Below are 18,390 nucleotides of genomic sequence, written 5' to 3'. Positions count from 1 at the left end.
AGGTCCCTGCCCGTGAAGCTGCGCACCACCCTCAGCACGTCGGTCGCCACCCTCGCCCTCGGCGCCAGCCTCGGCCTGGTCGCCACCAGCTCCGCCGCCCCCGGCGGGCTCCGGCCGGCCCCCGCCCCGCCGGAGCACCCGACCAGCGTCGACCAGATCCAGAACATCGACCAGGTCCGCACCGCGATCAAGGGCTACTACGGCGACACCCCGACCGACCAGGTCGACCCCTACGCCGGCGACGGCAAGGACGTGAAGCTGCACACCTTCGCCCCCGACAGCGCCTACGCCCAGGAGGTCGGCGACCTCACCGCCGAGGCCGGGAAGTACCTCGCCCGCCGCGTCGCCCAGCCCCAGCACCTCGAGGGCAGGCCGGCGATCATCCTCGACATCGACGACACGACGCTGACCACCTACAACTACGAGGTCTACAGCAACTTCGCCTACGACCCGACGGTGAACGCCGCGTTCGTCAACGCCGGCGTCTTCCCCGCCGTGCCGACGATGCCGCAGCTCACCCAGGCCGCCGCGGCGCAGGGCTACGAGCTGTTCTTCCTCACCGGCCGCCCGGAGAACCAGCGCCCGGGCACGCAGGCCAACCTCACCGGCGCCGGCTATGCCGGCCCGGCCGCCGACCACCTGTTCCTCAAGGACCAGACCCTGCCCTGGCTGAGCAGCTGCGCCCCGACGTGCTCCTCCGCGCAGTACAAGGCGCTGACCCGCGAGCACCTCGAGAAGGACCTCGGCTACGACGTCGTCGCGAACTTCGGCGACCAGCCCAGCGACTTCACCGGCGGCTTCGCCGACCGGACCTTCCGCGTGCCCAACCCGATGTACTACCTGCCCTGACCGGGCGCCCCCGCCGCGCGTGCTCCGCCGTACCCCCCGCCGGCGGGGGCGGGTACGGGCCGGGGGGTCACTGCACGTGCGCGACCAGCCACGCCACCACGTCCGCGGTCACCTCGTCGCGGTTGGTCTCGTTGAAGATCTCGTGGCGGGCGTCGGGGTAGGTCCGCACGGTCACGTCGGTGACCCCGGCGTCGCGGTAGCGCTGCCCGAGCAGCTCGACCAGCTGCCCGCCGCCGGCGAGCGGGTCGGCGGTGCCGGAGGCGATGAGGATCGGCAGGTCGGGGCGGACGCCGTCGGGCGAGGCGAGCCGGGCCGCGGGGGCGAACAGCGAGGGCACCGTGGACTCGGGCAGGTCGAAGCCGCACAGCGGGTCGGCGACGTAGAGGTCGACCTCCGCCTCGTCGCGCGAGAGCCACTCGTAGCCGGTGCGGTGCTCGAACCCGGCGTTGAACGCCTCCAGCCCGGCGGGCGCGTCGTCCGGCTGGTCGGCCATCCCCGCGGCGAGCACGTCGAGCGCCGTCGAGCCGGACAGCACCAGGCCGGCGTACTGGTCGGAGTGGTCGATCACGACCGCTTGGGCGGCGAAGGAGCCCATGGAGTGGCCCAGCAGGAACAGCGGCAGCTCGGAGCGCAGCGACGCGCCGTACGCCGCGACGTCGGCGATCAGGCCGTCGAAGCCCGCCTCGCCGAAGTCGCCGGGGGCCGCGTGGATCGACCGGCCGTGGCCCCGGTGGTCGATCCCCTGGACGACGAAGCCCGCCTGGTTGAGGGCGGTCGCGAGGCGGTCGTAGCGCGCGGCGTGCTCCGCGAGCCCGTGCGCGAGCTGGACGACGGCGCGCGGGGAGCCCACGGTGTCGCCGGGGGCCCAGGTGTACGTCGCGAGCGCGAGCCCGTCGGTCGGTGAGGTGAACGTGCCGGTGGTGAACGTCATCCCCCGATCGTGCCACCGGACCCGGTGGACCCGTTGCCGGATGCTGCTCAGGTGGACGGGCCGGTGACGGTGACGGTCTCACAGCCACTCAGCCGTGGGGTCGTCGCCGGAGTGCCGAGGTCGACGATCGTGAGCGAGTCGGAGCCCGGCCCGCAGTCGACGAGCGGGGCGCCGCTCGGGTCCCTGTCGTCGTAGTTCTGGTAGTACCTGATCACGTCGTCACCGTCGCCGCCGATGACCTCGTCGTCAGCGGAGACCGCGTCCAGGCTCAACTGGTCCGGACCGGGGCCGCCGTCCACTCGCACCTTCCCGAGGTTGCACTCCATCCAGAACCGGTCCGCTCCGCTGCCGCCGAAGAAGTCGACGTTGAGCAGGCCACCGCAGGCGCGCAGCCCGTCGCGCCCTGCCCCGCCGAACACCGTGAGGGCGCCGTTCCCCTCGCTCTCGGCCGTGTCGTTGCCAGGCCCGAGATAGACGGTGTCGTCCGAGGGATAGAACGCGTTGGAGAAACGGTCGTTCCCGGCGCCCAGGTGGGCCATGTTGGTCCCCGTGAAGAGCCGGACGGTGTCGGGTCCGTCGCCGGTGAAGACCACGTCGTCGCCGTCCAGAGGTCGCTCGTACGGTGGCCCGTAGGAGATGGGGTCCGCGTCGACGTAGTCCGCTCCACCGCCGGTCGCGATGTGGTCGCTGCCCAGACCGCCCTCGACGACGTCCGTGCCGGGCCCTGACCGAATGACGTCGTCGCCCGGCCCGCCCCGCGGTCGGTCGATGCCCCGGCCTGTCCAGATCAGGTCGTCGCCGAGCCCCGCGTAGACCCTGTCTCGGCCCGCCCCCGACCGGATCCGGTCATCGCCGGCGCGGCCCCGGATGGCGTCGTTGCCGGCACTCCCGTGGAGCACGTCGTCACCGTCGGTGCCGACGATCGTCCTGGCCAGGGCGGGCGTGGTCCACGCCGAGCTGAGCACGACGAGAGCTGCCCCTGCGACCAGCATGCGTGAGTGGGACATCGCAACCCCTCCTTTGCTTTCCCGTCCATCACGAACGAAGCGGGTCCGCCCGGTGACCACAAGAGGCCCTCGTATCGAGTCGGACGGGGCGAACGTCACGCAAGCGGTCCCAGGCACATGCTCCCGCGGGCGGGCGGGTACGCCGGGGCCATGAGCCCCGACCCCGACACCCTCGCCGAGACCTCCGCCGACGCCGGCGGCACGGCCCTGGCCACCGTCGTCCGTGCACTGGCGGCCGTGCGTCCCGCCGCCAAGCCGTTCCACCCCCGCGGCACCGTGCTCCGCGGGCTGCTGACCCGGCACGGCGGTGCCGAGCCCAGCGGCGTGCCCTGGCTCGACGAGGCCGGCGAGGACGAGGTGCTCGTGCGCCTCTCGCGCGCGGTCGGGCTGCCGCGCCCGCTGCCCGACATCTTCGGGCTGGCCCTGCGGGTCCCCGGGGCCCGGGACGGGCGGCCCTCGGACCTCCTGCTCGCCACGACCGGTCAGGCGGTGCCCACCCGCTTCCTGCTCACCTGGCACCGGGAGGGACACCAGCGCGTCTTCACCTCGCTGCTGCCCTACCGCTCCGCCACGGGACCGGTCGTCCTCGGGGCGCGGCGCACGAGCGACGAGCACTACGAGCTGGCCTGGGCGCGGCCGACCGGCGACTGGACGGTGTTCGGTCGGCTCACGCTCGACGAGGAGCCGGGGGACGACGAGCCGGTCTCGTTCGACCCGGTCGAGCACCCGCTGCCCGGGCTCGACAACTACGACTGGGTGCGGCGGCTGCGCCGCCCGTCGTACCTCGTCGCGCGGCGGAGCAGCGGCCGACCAGAATGAGCTCCGTGACCTCTCGCATCGTCCTGTTCGGAGCCACCGGCTACACCGGCGAGCTGACCGCGCGCGCCCTTGCCAGGCGCGGCGCCACGACCGTGCTCGCCGGGCGCAACGGCGCGGCCCTCGCCCGCCTGGCCAAGCAGTTCGGCGACACCGAGACCGCGGTCGCCGACGCCACCGACCCGGCGGCCGTCCGCGCGCTCCTGCAGCCCGGCGACGTGCTCGTCTCGACGGTCGGCCCGTTCCTGAAGCTCGGGCAGGCGGCGGTCTCGGCGGCGGCCGAGGTGGGCGCGCACTACCTCGACTCGACCGGCGAGGGGCCCTTCATCCGCTCGGTCTTCGAGCAGCACGGCCCGGTCGCGGAGCGCAACGGCGCGACGCTGCTCACCGGGTTCGGCTACGACTTCGTGCCCGGCAACCTCGCCGGCGCGCTGGCCCTCGAGGACGCACCGGACGCGACCGGGGTGGACGTCTGCTACCTCGTCCGCGACTTCGGCACCTCGGGCGGCACCCGCGCCTCGGTCGTCGGCGTCATGCTCGAGGACGGCTACGCCTTCAGCGGCGGCCGGCTGCGCGCCGTGCGCCCCGGGTCGCAGGTGCGTCGCTTCGAGGTCTCCGGTCGCGCGGTGAGCGGCATCTCGGTCTCCGGCACCGAGCAGCTCGGCCTCCCCGCGTCGTACGCCGGGCTGCGCGACGTCGGCGTCTTCCTCGCCGTCCCGTCGCGGGCCGCGCGCGCGTTCGCCCTCTCCGGGCTGGCGATGACGCCCGTGCGGCGCATCGCCCCCCTGCGCGCGGTGGCGAGCGGGCTGGCCGACCGGCTGGTCAAGGGCTCGACCGGCGGACCCAGCGAGGAGCAGCGGTCGCGCACCGGCGTCGAGGTGGTCGGCGAGGCGAGCCGTGACGGCCGCGTCGTCGGCCGGTCGCACCTGCGCGGCACCGACCCCTACGACTTCACCGCCGAGATCCTGGCCTGGGGCGCGACGACCGCCGCCGAGGGCGGGCTCAAGGCGACCGGCGCCCGCGGCCCCGTCGAGGCCTTCGGCCTCGACGCGCTGGCCGAGGGCTGCGCGGAGGCCGGGCTCCGGCGCGTCTGAATACCCTGGCCGCGTGATCCTCATCGACCCGCCACGCGTGCCGTGGCGGGGACGGCTGTGGTCGCACCTGGCCAGCGACACGTCGTACGACGAGCTGCACGCGTTCGCGCGCGCCCTCGACATCCCGGAGCGCGGGTTCGACCGCGACCACTACGACGTGCCGCAGGAGTGGTACGACGCGGTGGTCGCCGCGGGCGCGCACCCGGTGTCCTCGCGCGAGCTGGTCTCGCGGCTGCGGGCGGCCGGGCTGCGACGTCACAAGCGCGCTATGTCGGACCACCCGGACTGAGCGCCCGGAGCTCGACCGCCAGGTTGGCCCGTGCGGCCGGCTCCCAGTGCGCCCGCGCGTGGGAGGTGTGGAACAGGTGCGGCTTGTCGGCCAGCGCCTGCAGGACCGTCGCGCGACCGGACCGGAACGCCGCGTCGGGCACCTGGGCGTACTCCTGCCGCACGGTCGCGACGTAGTCGGCGTAGCGGGCCTCGTCAGCCGCCAGGATCGCCAGGTCGGCGTCGGACAGCGCGCACCCGTCGGCGTCGGCGTCGTCGGGGCGGTGCTCGGCGGTCATCCGCACCAGCCGGGCCACGTCGGCCACGACGTCGTCCGGCACCAGCCCGCGCAGCGCGTCCTCGGCCCACGCCGCCGAGCGCTCCTCGTCGTCCGGAGCACCGTCGTGCACCCCGTCGTGGAACCACGCGGCGAGGGCGACCGTGCGCCGGTCGAAGGGCTCCCCCGCGTCCGCCAGCTCGTCGAGCCGGTCGAGCACCTCGGTCAGGTGACGGGTGTCGTGGTAGCCGCGCGCCGGGTCGGCGTACGCCGCGAGCAGGGCGTCGCGCTCGTCCGTCCCCGCGGGCAGCGGCCACCGGTCGACCAGGTCCACCTCCGCAGTGTGACGCACAAGACCGCAGCGCCGAGCGCCGTGCCGCGCGCTCCGGCGTACGGTCGGAGTGAGGGCGGTGCTCCGCTCGAAGGACGACGGCAGTCCGCCCGCAGGAGGGCGTCATGACCGCCACCACCGTCGACCGGCCCCCGACCCTGTCGAGGACCACCAGCCTGCTCGCGGACCGCGTCACCTGTGGTCTCGCGGTGCTCGTCGGAGCCGCCGCCCTGCTCGGGCTGATCGTGCCGGACGTCTACACCGGGCCGGCGGCGACGGCCGAGACCCTCCGCGCGTGGGACCTCGTCGGGGTCCCCCTGTCGGTCGCCCTCCTGGTCGCGGCGTGGCGCTCGGCACGCGGCTCGGCGGGCGCGCGCCTGGTCGAGGTCGCCGTGGTCGCGAGCCTCGTCTACACCTCGGCGTTCTACGTCTTCGGGACCGGCTTCAACGACCTGTTCCTCCTGCACGTCGCGGTCCTCGGCACCGCGCTCGTCGCCCTGGGCCTGCACGTCGCCGCTCTCGCCGATCCCTCCGACCCGGCCCGGAGCGCGCTGCGGGTCGGTGAGGCCCGGCACCCGCGTCTCGCGGCCGGCCTCCTGGTCGCGCTGGCCGTCGGGCTCGGTGCCATGTGGGTCGTCGCGGCGGTGGTGCAGGCGGTCGACGGCACGGTGCCCGTCGGGAGCCGGCTCGTCGAGACGGTGACGGTCGTGCGGCTCGGCATGGCGCTCGACCTCCTGCTGCTGGTGCCCCTCTACCTCGCCTCGGGCGTCCTGCTGTGGCGGGGCGCCGCCTGGGGTCGCGTGCTGACGGTCGTCTCGGTCCTCTCCGGACTGGTCCACCAGGTCGACTACCTCGTCGCGATGCCGATGCAGGTCGCGGCCGGCGTCGAGGGCGCGGTGTCGTCCGACGCCGCCGAGCCGGTCGTGGTGCTGGCCTACCTCGTGGCGGGGTGGGCGCTGCTGCGCCCGGCCTCCGGTCGGTCCAGCAGCTCGAGCGCCAGCTCGCGGCTGGCGGCGTAGTCGACCTTGCTCACCGCGGTGCGCGGGACCTGGTCGACGAAGCGCACCTCCTTGGGCACCTTGTACGACGAGAGCAGCGTCCGCACATGGGTCCGGAGCTGCTCATCGTCCACGGCGGAGCCCTCGCGGCGCTGCACGAGGGCGGTGACCTGCTGGCCCCACCGCTCGTGCGGGGTGCCGACGACCACCGCGTCGAAGACGTCGTCGTGCCGCAGCAGGACGGCCTCGACCTCCTCGGGGTGGACCTTCTCGCCGCCGGTGTTGATGCACACCGAGCCGCGGCCCAGCACGGTGATCGAGCCGTCCTCCTCGCGGCGGGCGACGTCGCCCGGGATCGACCACCGCCGGCCGTCGACCTCCTTGAACGTGGCCGCGGTCCTGGCCGGGTCGTTGTGGTAGCCCAGGGGCATCGGGCCGCTGCGGGCGAGCATCCCGTCGACCCCCACGGGGCAGGGCCGCAGCTCGTGGTCGAAGACCTCGACGTCGGGCGAGGGGTTGAAGCGCGGCGCTCCGACGGGGCCCTCCGACCCGTCGTCGACGCGTGAGGCGGTCGCCCCGGACTCCGAGGAGCCGTAGGTGTCGAGGATGAAGCGACCCGGCAGCGCCCGGCGGATCTCCTCCCGCACACCGTCGGACAACGGGGCCGCACCGTTGGACACGGCGACCAGGGAGGAGAGGTCCCAGCGGTCGGGCTCGGCGAGGATCGCCTCCGCCACCGGCCGGCCCATCGCGTCGCCGAGGAAGGTCAGCGAGACCACGCGGGCGTGCTGCACCAGGTCGAGGATCGTCTCGGGGTCGAAGCTCGGGCGGTCGTAGAACGCGACCGTCGAGCCGGAGACGTGGGCGTTGCCGAGGATCCACTGGCTGCCGCCGTGCATCATCGGCCCGCAGGCGAGCAGCACCATCGGGCTCTGGTTGGCGGCGGCCTCGGTGGCCAGCTGCTCCACGCTCTCGATCGGGGCGCCGAGGCGGCTGGCGTTGAGCGCCGCCCGGATGATGTCGGCGTGGCGCCACACCACGCCCTTGGGCTTGCCGGTCGTGCCGCCGGTGTAGAGCGTGTAGTGGTCGTCCTCGCTGCGGCCGGGGTCCGCCGGCCGCTCGGGGGACGCGGCGGCCAGCGCGGCGTCGTACTCCTCCCCCAGGACGAGCAGGTGCCGCAGCGCCGGCGGTGCGACCGCGCGGACGTCCTCGGCGTGCTCGGGCGCGACCACCGCCGCGACGCAGCCGGCGTCGCCGTAGACGTGGGCGAGCTCGTCGCGGAGGTACTTGTAGTTGACGTTGATCGGCACCGCCCGCGCCTTGAAGCAGCCGTAGAACGCCTCGACCCACTCGATCCGGTTGGCCGAGTGGACCGCGACGTGGTCGCCCGGCCGCACGCCGAGGCCCCGCAGGTGGTCGGCCAGGCGGGTGGCCCGCTCGTCGACCTCGCGGTAGGTCCAGGTGCGGTCGAGCGTCACGACCGCGGGGCGGTCCGGCACGGCGTCGGCGATCGCCTCGAGGACGTCGGCGAGGTTGAGGGGGCGCGGCATCCGGTCATCCTCACCGAGACCCCGACGGGCGTCCAGCGCCTCAGCAGTCCGCCTTCTCAGTGCCTTTCCAACCGGCACACACCGAGCGGCGGGCCGTGAGGGCGCAGCCGAACGCCCGATCCACTCGAGGTCGGGCGAACAGCTGGGTCAGGTGAGGGGTGTGGTGCCGGTGCCGTCGACGAGGTAGTGGTCACCCAGGGGTGAGACCCACTGGTAGGCGCCGGGATCGTGGGTGAGTCGTCGATATCGCCAGCCGCCGTGGGTCTTCACGCGATGGTGGTAGCGACAGAGGCGGGCGAGGGTGAGGTCGCCGGTCTGGCCGGGTGGTCCGCCGTCGTCGATGGGCACAAAGGGGTCGATGTGGTCGCGGTCTGCGCGGACCCGTCGGTTGCAGAAGGGGAAGACGCAGAGGTGGTCGCGCAGGTCGACCCTGTCCTTGATGTGGGCGGGGGCCTCGTGCTCGTCGACGGCGTGGTGGTCGTTGAGGTTGACCACCGGGGTGACCTTGACCCTCACCCCGGGGGCGAGCTCGGAGATCCAGCGTTCGATCGCGGTCGTGGAGACCGGGGACGCGGCCCAGGGCAGGCCGGAGGTCTGGACCCGGGCGGTCTCGGTGCTGGTGTGGAGGTGGATGTGGATCGGGCGCTCGAGGCCGAGCGGACCGCGCCGCTTCGGGGGTCGGCGATCGCCGTCGCCCTGCGTCTCGAGGGCGTCGTGGGCGGCGGCGCTGAGGTCGAGGGAGTACTGCGGGTCGGCGATGATCCCGACCGCCTTGGCCATGCGGACCTGCTCCGACGACTCATCGCCCAGGACCTCCAGCTCGGCGGCCTTGGTGGTGAGGGCGTCCTTGAAGGCCAGGACGTCGGGGGTGTCGGCCACGCCACCGAAGCGCGCGGTGCCACCGGTGCCGGTGCTCTGCTCGAGGGAGCCGGGCTCGAACTCGAACCACACGCCGCGGCTCTCGCCGGCCTGGTCGGCCTCGGCCTGGGCACGGTCGGGGTCGAAGCGCAGGACCGCGGCGTCGACGGCGGCCTTGATCCGGGTGGTCGACAGCTTGTGCAGGTGGGCGGCCAGGTGCCGGTCGACGTGCTCGGCGGCCTCCGGGGACAGGGTGCGGGTGCGGCGGGCCAGGAGGCGGGCCTTCCACACCGGGACCGCGAGAGCGATGACCCGCGCCCACGACCGGGGGAGGCGCTCGCGCAGCTCCAAGGCGTCCTCGACCAGCTCGCGGGCGCAGGTGTCGGGGACCTGGAGGGTGGTGGCGAGCTCGGCCAGGGCGTACTCGTCGACCGGGACCCCCGACATGTCGACCGGGCAGGTGGCCCAGGCGGCGAGTCGCGGAGCCGGGAGCATCCCCGCCGCGACGCTCAGCAGGTGATCAGCGGCATCGGTGCGGTGCAGGTCGGCCCACTCGGTGACCGCGACGAGCTCGTCGGCCTCAGCCGCGCGGATGTCGGCCCGGCGCTGGGCGACCCGGTCCAGCAGGCCCCGCCGCAGCGTGGACCGCGCGTCACGAGAGGTCTCGTCGGCAGCCAGGGACGCCTGCACCCACTCGGGGCCCAGGTCGGTGGCGGCTGCTGCGGTCATGAAGCCATCACACCAGCGGCCACCGACATTTCCGGTTCCGCCGCCAGGACTCTCCTGGCTCCGTCGAGCAGGACCCTGTCGGCCTCAGCCGACGTGGACGCGCGGCCGGTCGGCGGGGTCGGGGACGGCCCGGCGCAGCACCTCGCGGGTCACGGGCGCGATCTCGCCGGCACCGAACATCAGGAACCGCAGCAGCTGGGGCACCGGGTTGCCCTCGGTCCACTCGAAGTAGACGTGCGGTCGCACGCCGGTCAGGTCGCGCACGTGCAGCAGGAGCGCCGCCAGGCCGTTGGGCACCGAGGACGCCTCGAGCGTGATCACGCGGTACTTCCCGTGCAGCACGTGCCCGCGCGCCTCGACCACCGACTCGAAGTCCGAGGGGTCGGTGACCGTCACCGCCACGAAGATCACGTCGGCGTTGGCGGGCAGGTCGTTGTCCTCGATGATCTGGTGCGCCTTCGCGCGGTACTCCCCCTGGTCGCGCAGGTCCGGCTCGTTGGCCACGAACCGGATCGTGCGCCGCGCGCAGTCCCGCACGAACACCTCCGCCCGCGCGTCCAGGACCACGCTGGTGGTGCGCAGCTCGAAGGCCCGCCGCAGGCGTGAGACCAGCGAGACGGTCACGATCGCCAGGATGAAGAGGCCGGCGATCTTCACCCCGTCGGGACGCTCGACGACGTTGGCCACGGTCGTGTAGACGAACACCAGCGTGATCACCGCGAAGGCCGCGGCCAGCCGGGCCTGCCCGGCCCTCCGCGCGGCCAGCGTCACCGCGACCCCCGCCGAGCTGAACAGCACCAGCACCCCCGTGGCGTAGGCGCCCCCCTGGGCGTTGACGTCGGCGTCGAACACCCACGTCACGACGACCGCGATCGCGGTGATCACCAGCACCAGCGGGCGCACGGCGGAGGTCCACTCCGGCGCCATCCCGTAGCGCGGCAGGTAGCGCGGCACCAGGTTGAGCAGCCCGGCCATCGCCGAGGCCCCGGCGAACCACAGGATCGCGATCGTGGACAGGTCGTAGACGCTCCCGAAGACGTCGCCGAGGTAGCCGTGGGCGAGGTAGGCCAGCGCGCGGCCGGACGCCGCTCCGCCGTCCTCGAACTCCCTGGCGGGGATGAGCCACGTCGTCACCAGGCTGCTGGCCACGAGGTAGACGCTCATCAGCACCGCGGCGGTGGCCAGCAGGCGTTGCGTGTGGCGGACCCGCCCGACCGGCAGCTCCTCCGGCTCGCCCGGGTCGCCCTCCACGTGGGTCATGACCGCGACGCCCGTCTCGAACCCCGACATGCCCAGCGCGAGCTTGGGGAAGACCAGCAGCGCGACCACGAGGATCATCACCGGGTCGCCGTGCTCGGTGAGCATCGCGTCCTTCCAGTCGCCGATCACCGACGGCGACTGCGCCACGTGGACGAGGCCGACGACGATGACGACCGCGTTGAGCGCGAGGTAGACCGTCACCATCGCCACGGCCACACCGATCGCCTCGCCGAACCCCCGCAGGAACACCGCCCCCAGCAGCGTGACCAGCGCGAGGGTCACCCAGAGCTCCTGGCCGTGGAGGTACGCCGGCACGTGGGGGTTCTCGACCACGTGGGCGGCGGCGTCGGCGGCCGACAGGGTGATCGTGATGGTGAAGTCGGTGGCGGCGAACCCCAGCAGGCACAGGACGAACAGCTTGCCCCGCCAGAACGGCAGCAGCCGCTCGAGCATCGCGATCGAGCCCTGCCCGTGCGGGCTCTCCTGCGCGACCCGGCGGTAGACCGGCAGGGCTCCGAGCAGGGTCAGCGCGACCAGCACCAGGGTCGCGACGGGGGCGAGCGCCCCGGCGGCCAGGGCCGCGATGCCCGGCTGGTAGCCGAGGGTCGAGAAGTAGTCGACGCCGGTCAGGCACATCACCTTCCACCACGGGTGGCGGTCCTCGCCCGCGTCGGGGAGGGAGCCGGGCCCCTCCGGCCGTCGTACCTCCTCGGGAGTGGCGAACAGCCAGGTGCGGGTGCTGGACATCAGGGTCACGAGCCCACGCAACCACCGGTCTGCGGCCGGATCCCGGCTGCTAACAGGATCCTGACGCCTCGACCCGTCAGGATCCTGTCAGGACGACAAGAACCCGGCGCGGTGCGGGCTTCACTGGTGTCGTGACCGGGATCTCCGCCGTCCGCTTCGGCCTCGCGCAGTGCGCGATCATCGCCGTCCTCGTCGCCTCCGCCGCCGTGCGCCTGGGCGAGCACCCGACCCTCGTCGTCGTGTGCCTGGTGACCTCGGCCGCCGCCCTCGTCCTGCCGGTGCGCTGGGCGGCGCTGCTGGGCCTGGTCGCCTGGGCGTTCTTCACCGGCTTCGTCACCAACCGCCTCGGCCAGCTCACCTTCCGGTCCCCGGACCTGGCGCGGCTCGCGCTGCTCGTGGCGGTGGGCAGCACGGCACACTGGGCCGTGTGGACGGACCGGTGAGCCAGGGGCTGGGTCTGGGCAGGCGACTGCAGGGCCTCGCGCTCGCGTGCCTGCTGCCCCTCGCCGTCGCCGCGGTGCTCTTCCCGCTGCGCGACCGGCTGTCGCTGGTCAGCGACGCCCTCCTCCTGCTGCTCACGGTCGTGGCCGCGGCGCTCGTCGGCGGGCTCCTGCCCGGCCTGGTGGCGGGCGTGGTCGCGACCGCGCTGCTCAACTACCTGTTCACGCCGCCCTTCCACACGCTCCGCGTCGCCTCGGCGGACAACGTCGTCTCGCTGGTCGTCTTCGCCGCGGCGGCCGCCCTGGTCAGCTGGGGGCTGGGCGAGGTCGAGCGCCGCCGCAGCGCGACGATCCGCGCGGCCACCCTCCAGGCCGCGACCGACGTGCGCACCGCCCTGCTGGCCGCTGCCGGCCACGACCTGCGGACCCCGCTCGCCGCCGCCAAGGCCGCGGTCTCCGGACTGCGCAGCGACGACGTCGAGCTCGACGAGGCCGACCAGCGCGACCTGCTCGGCAGCGCGGACGCCTCGCTCGACCGGCTGTCCGCGCTGGTCACCGACCTGCTCGACCTCAGCCGCCTCCAGCTCGACGCGCTGCCCGTCGTACGACGCGCGACTGCGGTCGACGAGGTCGTCGTGCGCGCCCTCGACGAGACCCCCGCACCGGTCCGGGTCGACCTGCCCGAGGACCTGCCCGACGTGCTCGGCGACGCCGCGCTCCTCCAGCGGGTGCTGGCCAACCTGCTCTCAAACGCCGTGCGACACGGCCCCACCTCGGTCGTGGCCCGCCCCCGCGACGGGCACGTCGAGGTGTGCGTGGTCGACCACGGCCCGGGGGTGCCGTCCAGCCAGTGGGAGGCGATGTTCGCGCCGTTCCAGCGCCACGGCGACACCTCGACCACCGAGGGCCTCGGCCTCGGTCTCGCCGTCGCGCGCGGGCTCACCGAGGCGATGGGCGGCACGCTCGCGCCGATGCCGACCCCGGGCGGCGGGCTGACCATGGTCGTGCGGCTGGAGGTCGCGCCGTGAGCGGCCTCCCGGCCGCGCCGCTCGTGCTCGTCGTCGACGACGAGCCCCAGCTGCTGCGCACGCTGGAGATCACCCTCCGGGCCAGGAGGTACGACGTCCGCACGGCTCCCAGCGCCGCTGCGGCCATCGCGGCGGCGACCGCCGAGCCGCCCGACCTCGTCGTGGTCGACCTCGGCCTGCCCGACCTCGACGGCACCGAGCTGGTGCGCCGGCTGCGGGGCTGGACCTCGGTGCCGATCCTCGTGCTGTCGGGGCGCTCGGACAGCGGCGACAAGGTCGAGGCGCTCGACGCGGGCGCCGACGACTACGTCACCAAGCCGTTCGGGATGGACGAGCTGCTCGCCCGGCTGCGGGCGCTGGGCCGCCGGTCGGGGCCGGCCGAGGACCAGCCGGTGGTGCGGGTCGGCCGGGCGGCCGTCGACCTCGCCTCGCGGAGGGTGAGCGTCGAGGGCCGTGACGTCCGGCTGACACCCACCGAGTGGCGCCTGCTCGAGGTGCTCGTGCGCCACCCCGGCGAGCTGCTCAGCCAGCGCACGCTGCTGGCCGAGGTGTGGGGGCCGGGCTACGAGACCGCGCAGGGCAACCTGCGGCTCTACGTCGGCCAGCTGCGCAAGAAGCTCGAGCCGGACCCGGCGCACCCGCGCCACCTGCTCAACGAGCCGGGGCTGGGCTACCGGTTCGAGCCCTGAGTCGTCCCGTCGGCACGCGTCCGCCGCACCCACAGCAGCATCGTCAGCGTCACCATGCTGAAGCCGAACAGGAAGTCCTCCACCGGGATGTCCCAGGGCACGCGGACCCCGAGGGTCTGGGCCTCGTCGTAGCGCACGATCGGCGCGGACAGCTTGGTCAGCCAGCCGTCGGTCAGGACCATGAAGAACGCCACGATCGCCATCGACAGCCAGTACTGCGCCGTGCGGAGCAGGCCGGTGCGCAGCCACCAGCGCTCGACCGCGATCGTCGCGACGACGGACAGGACCGCCAGGACGGTGTACTCCGGCATCAGCGCCGCCGCAGCCGGGCCAGCACGTGGCCGACGGCCTCGTAGGTGAGCAGCCCGCACACCGGGATGACGAAGAAGAACGCCAGCTCCTCCACCGGCATCGGCCCGAGGTCGAGACCGGTGGTGAACCGCGCGCTGTAGGACCAGTGGTCGCGCGCGATGCCGACCAGGTCCCACACCACGAAGACCGCGACCACCGGGAGCAGGGCCGCGGCCACGGCGCGGGGACGGCGCCAGACCCGCGCGCCGAGGACCAGCTCGAGCGGCAGCGTGACGAGCAGGCAGGCGGCCAGCAGCGCGGCGTACTGCCAGTGGTCAGGCATCGTCGACCCCGTCGACCCGCAGGGCCGGCGGCAGCAGCTCGCCCTCAGGCGCCTGCCAGGCAAGGGGATCCGGGCCGAGCTTGTCGAGCAGCGCGACCTGCTCGACGCTCCACGGCGACAACGGCCAGGTGCGGCCCGAGGGTGACCGGATCTCACCCGGGCCGAGGGCGGCGTCGCGGAACTCGCGCCAGTCGGTCCACCACGCCTCGGCGACCTCGGTGGGGTCGGGGATGGGCTGGGTCGTCGGATGGGTCGTCGGACGGGCCGAGGACACGCGCGCGACCGTCACCGGGCACGCCTCGTTCTCCACCAGCGTCGGGGTGCGGGCGACGTAGGAGAAGGCGGGCAGCACGACCCGCACGCGGTCGACCTCGAGCCCGAGCTCGTGGGACAGCCGGCGGCGGGCGGCGTCGGTGACGCGCTCCCCGGGCCGCGGGTGGCCGCAGGCGGTGTTGGTCGCGACGCCGCCGAACGAGGTCTTGTCCTCCGCGCGCACCGTGACCAGGAGACGGCCGTCGTCGTCGAGGAGGTAGCAGGAGAAGCCGAGGTGCCGCGGCGTCGCGTCGTGGTGGACCTCGGACTTGGCGGCCACGCCGGTCGCGGCGCCCACCCCGTCGACCAGGACCACCCGGTCGTCGTCGGGCCAGTCCGCGGCGGTGCGCGGGCCTGGTGGGAGGAGACGCGCCGGGTTGCCGCTCACCGCGACCCGGGCCGCGAGCGCGGCCTTGCGGGAGGTCGGCACCCGCGCCCGGTGGGAGAACACGTCGTGGCCGGCATCCTCGATCTCGTCGAGGATGCGGGCGTAGAGCAGTCGCGCGGCGACCACGCAGCGCCGCGCCCGCAGCGGGAGCGCGGGGACGCCGGCGTCGGCCTCGCGGTAGAGCCGGCGGTTGCGCGCCACCTCGAAGCGCATGAGCGCGCGCCACGCCTCGTCGTCCGTGCGACGGCCCGGGTCGGCGCCGAAGAAGCGCAGGTCCTCCTGGGGCACGTAGACGCGGCCGCGGTCGAGGTCCTCGCCGACGTCGCGCAGGAAGTTGGTGAGCTGGAAGGCGAGCCCGAGCGACCGCGCGGCCGGGCGGGCCGTCTCGGGCGCACCGAGCACGGGCAGCATGAGGTCGCCGATGACCGCGGCGCTGCCGTCCATGTAGCCGAGCAGGTCGTCCCACGTGTCGTACGTCGTGCGGGTGAGGTCGGTGCGCATCGCGCCGAAGAAGCGCGCGAAGCACTCCTCCTCGAGCCGGTGCTCGCGTGCCGACGTCACGGCCGCGGCCAGGACCGGGTCCGGGGAGGTCCCGCTGTGCAGCGCCGACCAGAAGGCGGCCTCGAAGGCGTCGAGCGCGGCGGCGCGGTCGGGACCGCCACGCGAGGACGAGTCGACGAGGTCGTCGGCGATCCGCGCCAGGGCGTAGATCGCGTGCACGTGGCGGCGCGACTCGCGCGGCAGGAGCCGGGCGCCCCAGTAGTACGTCGTGCCGTGCGCCCGCGTGATGGCCCGGGCGCGGGCGTAGCCCGCGGCGAGGTGGTCGTTCACCCGCGCCCCCGCAGGTGGGCCTCGACCCGCTGCGCGGCGTGCTTGCCGCTGAGCAGCACCATCGGCACCCCGACACCGGGCGTGGTGCCCGAGCCGGCGAACACCAGCCCCGGGACCCGCCGGTCGACGTTGCGCGGCCGGAACGGCCCGGACTGCAGAAACGTGTGGGCCAGGGCGAACGGCGTCCCGAGCGCCATCCCCTGGTCGCGCCAGTCGACCGGGTCCACGAGCCGCTCGACGACGACGTCGGTCGGGTAGTCGGAGTCGGCGAGGAAGCCCAGCAGGCGCTCGCGCATCGGCTCCCGCTCGGTCGCCCAGTCCACGTCGCCGCCGAGGTGCGGCACGGGCTCGAGGACGTAGAACACGCTGTCGCCCTCGGGCGCCACCGTCGGGTCGCTCACCGACGGCACGGTCACCAGGCGCGACGGGTCGGGCATGAGCGCGCCCCGGCCGACCAGGGCCTCGAACGCCTCGGGCCACTGGTGCCCGAAGTGGATGTTGTGGTGGGCCGTCCCGGGCGCCACGCCCCCACGGACGCCGACGTGCCAGACCACCGCCGACGGGGAGTACGCCGCGCGCCGCAGCGACCGCGGGCGCCGCAGCCCGGGCAGCAGCCGGTCGTAGGCGACCGGGAGGTCGGCGGTGCAGACGACGGCGTCGGCGAGCTCCACGTCGCCCGACTCCAGCAGCACCCCGGCAGCCGAGCCGTCGGCGCGGCGCAGCACCTCGGCGACCGGCACGCCGGTGCGGACCGTCCCGCCCGCGGCGACCAGCGCGTCGGCCAGGGCCCGCGGCACGGCGTGCATCCCGCCCTCGGGGTAGAACACACCCCGCACGACGTCCATGTAGCTGATCACCGCGAGGACCGCGCGCGCCTGCTGCGGCGACACCCCGGCGTACAGCGCCTGGAAGGAGAAGACGCGCCGCAGCCGTTCGTCGGAGAGGTGCTGGGAGACCACGCGGTCGAGGCTGCGGAAGCCGCCGAGCCGCAGCAGCTCGAGGCCGCGGCGCGGCGACCGCGCGAGGTCGAACGGGCTGTCGTAGTTGGTGTCGAGGAAGGCGTCGAACTCGGTCTCGTGCAGCCGCTCGAGCCACGCGAGCAGGCGGTCGAGACCCTGGGCGTCGGCCGCGGAGAACGTGCGCTCGACCTCCTTGCGCAGCGCGTCCATCTCGGCGTGCACGTCGAGGGTCGTGCCGTCGGCGTAGTGCGCGCGGTAGGACGGGTCCACCCGTCGCAGGGGTACGGCGGCCGCCGGGTCCGCGCCCACGGCCCGCAGTGGCTCGGCGAGCAGGTCGGGCATCGTCATGACCACCGGGCCGGTGTCGAAGCGGAAGCCCTGCTCGGTGAACGTGCCCGCACGCCCCCCGACCTGGTCCTCGCGCTCGAGCACCACCACGTCGTGGCCGGCCCCGCGCAGGTGGCAGGCGGCCGCGAGACCGGACAGGCCGGCCCCGACCACGACCACCCTCATCGTTCCCCCAGCTCCGCGAGCAGCCCGTGGGCGAAGGACCGGCCCATCTGGGCCAGCACCAGGTCCATCGCCTTGCCGACCAGGGCCCGGCCGGCCCGGGGCGCGGGGAGGCGGGCGGTCACGCTCAGCGCGATCTCGAGCCGTGCGCCGGCGCCACCGTCGCGGGCCGGCGAGAGGTCGTAGCGCCCCTCCGCCCCGGCGTGCTCATGGCGGGAGGCCGGCTCGTGGCTGAAGGTGATCGAGCGCGGCTCGTCGAAGGTCATCCGCTCGGTGAAGGACGAGGTGAACACGCCGCCGGGGTAGCGGATGCCGCCGACCCGCCAGACCCACCGACCGTCGCCGAGATCGTCGATCGCGTGGAGGAACGGCGTGTGCCGCACCAGCACCGCCGGCTGCACCAGGAGCGCCCAGACCTCGTCCACCGAGGAGCGCACCTCGGCCACGTCGTGCCGCGACGAGGTGAACTGGTTGAGCACGCTTGGATCCTAGGCAGGCGCGCGTGAGCTACGGGTCCAGGTCCGCCGGACACGCCTCGCCGAGGACACCGCCCGGCCGGACGGCGAGGTCCTCGAACCCCTGCACGACGTCCGCGTGGACCCGGTCGTCGCGGACCCCGAGCACCGCCTGGTCGTGGCCGGCGCCGCTGTCGGTCCAGTTGTCGGACCCGCGAGAGCCGGTAGGTCTTCTCGTGCAGGATGCCGGGACCCGCTGTCCGGGCGGGCCCCTCGGACCAGACCCACCGACCACGACCCGCACGACCACGCCCCGACGGTGTGCGCGGGTCAGCGCGGCGAGGATGCGGCGCGAGTCGATCCAGTAGGTCGAGACGCCGATCGGGGCCCCGGGCGGTGTCCGAACTCGCGGTGAATGCTCGACGGACGG

19 protein-coding genes are annotated in these 18,390 nt (G+C 74.2%); 8 read left to right on the top strand and 11 right to left on the bottom strand.

Annotation, left to right across the window (positions count from 1 at the left end; all coding sequences use genetic code 11):
• Window positions 1–12: 12 nt before the first annotated feature.
• On the top strand, window positions 13–849 hold the full coding sequence (locus J2S63_RS14505) for an HAD family acid phosphatase (protein WP_310303615.1): 837 nt from the start codon (window positions 13–15) through the stop codon (window positions 847–849).
• A gap of 67 nt (window positions 850–916) precedes the next feature.
• Here the strand turns inward: J2S63_RS14505 and J2S63_RS14500 are convergent, their stop codons facing one another.
• The gene (locus tag J2S63_RS14500) at window positions 917–1,780 is read right to left on the bottom strand and encodes an alpha/beta fold hydrolase (protein ID WP_310303613.1); all 864 of its coding nucleotides are present in this window, start codon (window positions 1,778–1,780) and stop codon (window positions 917–919) included.
• 47 nt (window positions 1,781–1,827) lie between these two features.
• Complete coding sequence (locus J2S63_RS14495) at window positions 1,828–2,886, bottom strand: calcium-binding protein (protein ID WP_310303610.1); 1,059 nt, start codon at window positions 2,884–2,886, stop codon at window positions 1,828–1,830.
• A 51-nt stretch (window positions 2,887–2,937) separates the two neighbouring features.
• On the opposite strand from J2S63_RS14495, the gene J2S63_RS14490 reads away from it, so the two are divergent.
• From J2S63_RS14490 to J2S63_RS14480, 3 genes are read left to right on the top strand one after another with little or no spacing between them, the layout of a single operon-like run.
• Window positions 2,938–3,606, top strand: coding sequence for a hypothetical protein (locus tag J2S63_RS14490; RefSeq protein WP_310303607.1), 669 nt, complete (start codon window positions 2,938–2,940; stop codon window positions 3,604–3,606).
• A gap of 5 nt (window positions 3,607–3,611) precedes the next feature.
• On the top strand, window positions 3,612–4,697 hold the full coding sequence (locus tag J2S63_RS14485) for a saccharopine dehydrogenase family protein (RefSeq protein WP_310303605.1): 1,086 nt from the start codon (window positions 3,612–3,614) through the stop codon (window positions 4,695–4,697).
• Between the two features lie 13 nt (window positions 4,698–4,710).
• Window positions 4,711–4,986, top strand: coding sequence for a DUF4031 domain-containing protein (locus J2S63_RS14480; RefSeq protein ID WP_310303603.1), 276 nt, complete (start codon window positions 4,711–4,713; stop codon window positions 4,984–4,986).
• Here the strand turns inward: J2S63_RS14480 and J2S63_RS14475 are convergent.
• Window positions 4,964–5,575, bottom strand: a complete 612-nt coding sequence (locus J2S63_RS14475; protein ID WP_310303601.1) for an HD domain-containing protein — start codon at window positions 5,573–5,575, stop codon at window positions 4,964–4,966. The genes J2S63_RS14480 and J2S63_RS14475 overlap by 23 nt on opposite strands.
• A gap of 122 nt (window positions 5,576–5,697) precedes the next feature.
• Here J2S63_RS14475 and J2S63_RS14470 point away from each other — a divergent pair, with 122 nt between their 5' ends.
• The gene (locus J2S63_RS14470) at window positions 5,698–6,591 is read left to right on the top strand and encodes a hypothetical protein (RefSeq protein WP_310303598.1); all 894 of its coding nucleotides are present in this window, start codon (window positions 5,698–5,700) and stop codon (window positions 6,589–6,591) included.
• Here J2S63_RS14470 and J2S63_RS14465 read toward each other — a convergent pair.
• The 3 genes from J2S63_RS14465 to J2S63_RS14455 all read right to left on the bottom strand — a co-directional run bounded on the left by J2S63_RS14465 (window position 6,507) and on the right by J2S63_RS14455 (window position 11,714).
• Complete coding sequence (locus J2S63_RS14465) at window positions 6,507–8,120, bottom strand: AMP-binding protein (RefSeq protein WP_310303596.1); 1,614 nt, start codon at window positions 8,118–8,120, stop codon at window positions 6,507–6,509. The two genes, J2S63_RS14470 and J2S63_RS14465, sit on opposite strands and share 85 nt — an antisense overlap.
• A 147-nt stretch (window positions 8,121–8,267) precedes the next feature.
• Window positions 8,268–9,707, bottom strand: coding sequence for a 13E12 repeat family protein (locus tag J2S63_RS14460; RefSeq protein ID WP_310303594.1), 1,440 nt, complete (start codon window positions 9,705–9,707; stop codon window positions 8,268–8,270).
• 84 nt (window positions 9,708–9,791) lie between these two features.
• Window positions 9,792–11,714: an APC family permease gene (locus J2S63_RS14455; protein ID WP_310306711.1), complete on the bottom strand. Its 1,923-nt coding sequence runs from the start codon at window positions 11,712–11,714 to the stop codon at window positions 9,792–9,794.
• A gap of 131 nt (window positions 11,715–11,845) precedes the next feature.
• Here J2S63_RS14455 and J2S63_RS14450 point away from each other — a divergent pair, with 131 nt between their 5' ends.
• The 3 genes from J2S63_RS14450 to J2S63_RS14440 are packed head-to-tail and all read left to right on the top strand — an operon-like array spanning window position 11,846 to window position 13,871.
• Entirely contained in the window at window positions 11,846–12,157 is a 312-nt protein-coding gene (locus J2S63_RS14450) for a hypothetical protein (RefSeq protein WP_310303591.1), read from the top strand.
• Entirely contained in the window at window positions 12,142–13,182 is a 1,041-nt protein-coding gene (locus tag J2S63_RS14445; RefSeq protein ID WP_310303589.1) for a sensor histidine kinase, read from the top strand. The genes J2S63_RS14450 and J2S63_RS14445 overlap by 16 nt, the downstream gene beginning before the upstream one ends.
• Entirely contained in the window at window positions 13,179–13,871 is a 693-nt protein-coding gene (locus J2S63_RS14440; protein ID WP_310303587.1) for a response regulator, read from the top strand. Before J2S63_RS14445 ends, J2S63_RS14440 begins: the two co-directional genes overlap by 4 nt.
• Here the strand turns inward: J2S63_RS14440 and J2S63_RS14435 are convergent.
• Genes J2S63_RS14435 through J2S63_RS14410 form a run of 5 tightly spaced genes read right to left on the bottom strand, consistent with a single transcriptional unit; the run spans window position 13,853 to window position 17,984 of the window.
• On the bottom strand, window positions 13,853–14,182 hold the full coding sequence (locus J2S63_RS14435) for a lycopene cyclase domain-containing protein (protein ID WP_310303584.1): 330 nt from the start codon (window positions 14,180–14,182) through the stop codon (window positions 13,853–13,855). The genes J2S63_RS14440 and J2S63_RS14435 overlap by 19 nt on opposite strands.
• Window positions 14,182–14,505, bottom strand: coding sequence for a lycopene cyclase domain-containing protein (locus tag J2S63_RS14430; protein WP_310303582.1), 324 nt, complete (start codon window positions 14,503–14,505; stop codon window positions 14,182–14,184). The genes J2S63_RS14435 and J2S63_RS14430 overlap by 1 nt, the downstream gene beginning before the upstream one ends.
• Window positions 14,498–16,036, bottom strand: coding sequence for an isopentenyl-diphosphate Delta-isomerase (gene idi / locus J2S63_RS21320; protein WP_374725115.1), 1,539 nt, complete (start codon window positions 16,034–16,036; stop codon window positions 14,498–14,500). The genes J2S63_RS14430 and idi overlap by 8 nt, the downstream gene beginning before the upstream one ends.
• Entirely contained in the window at window positions 16,033–17,508 is a 1,476-nt protein-coding gene (gene crtI / locus J2S63_RS14415; protein ID WP_310303580.1) for a phytoene desaturase family protein, read from the bottom strand. The genes idi and crtI overlap by 4 nt, the downstream gene beginning before the upstream one ends.
• A complete protein-coding gene (locus tag J2S63_RS14410) occupies window positions 17,505–17,984 on the bottom strand; it encodes an SRPBCC family protein (protein WP_310303577.1) in 480 nt (159 codons plus the stop codon). The genes crtI and J2S63_RS14410 overlap by 4 nt, the downstream gene beginning before the upstream one ends.
• Between the last annotated feature and the right edge of the window lie 406 nt (window positions 17,985–18,390).

The organism is Nocardioides marmoribigeumensis (assembly GCF_031458325.1).
Taxonomy (GTDB): domain Bacteria; phylum Actinomycetota; class Actinomycetes; order Propionibacteriales; family Nocardioidaceae; genus Marmoricola_A; species Marmoricola_A marmoribigeumensis.
This window is presented reverse-complemented; position numbering and strand designations above follow the sequence as displayed.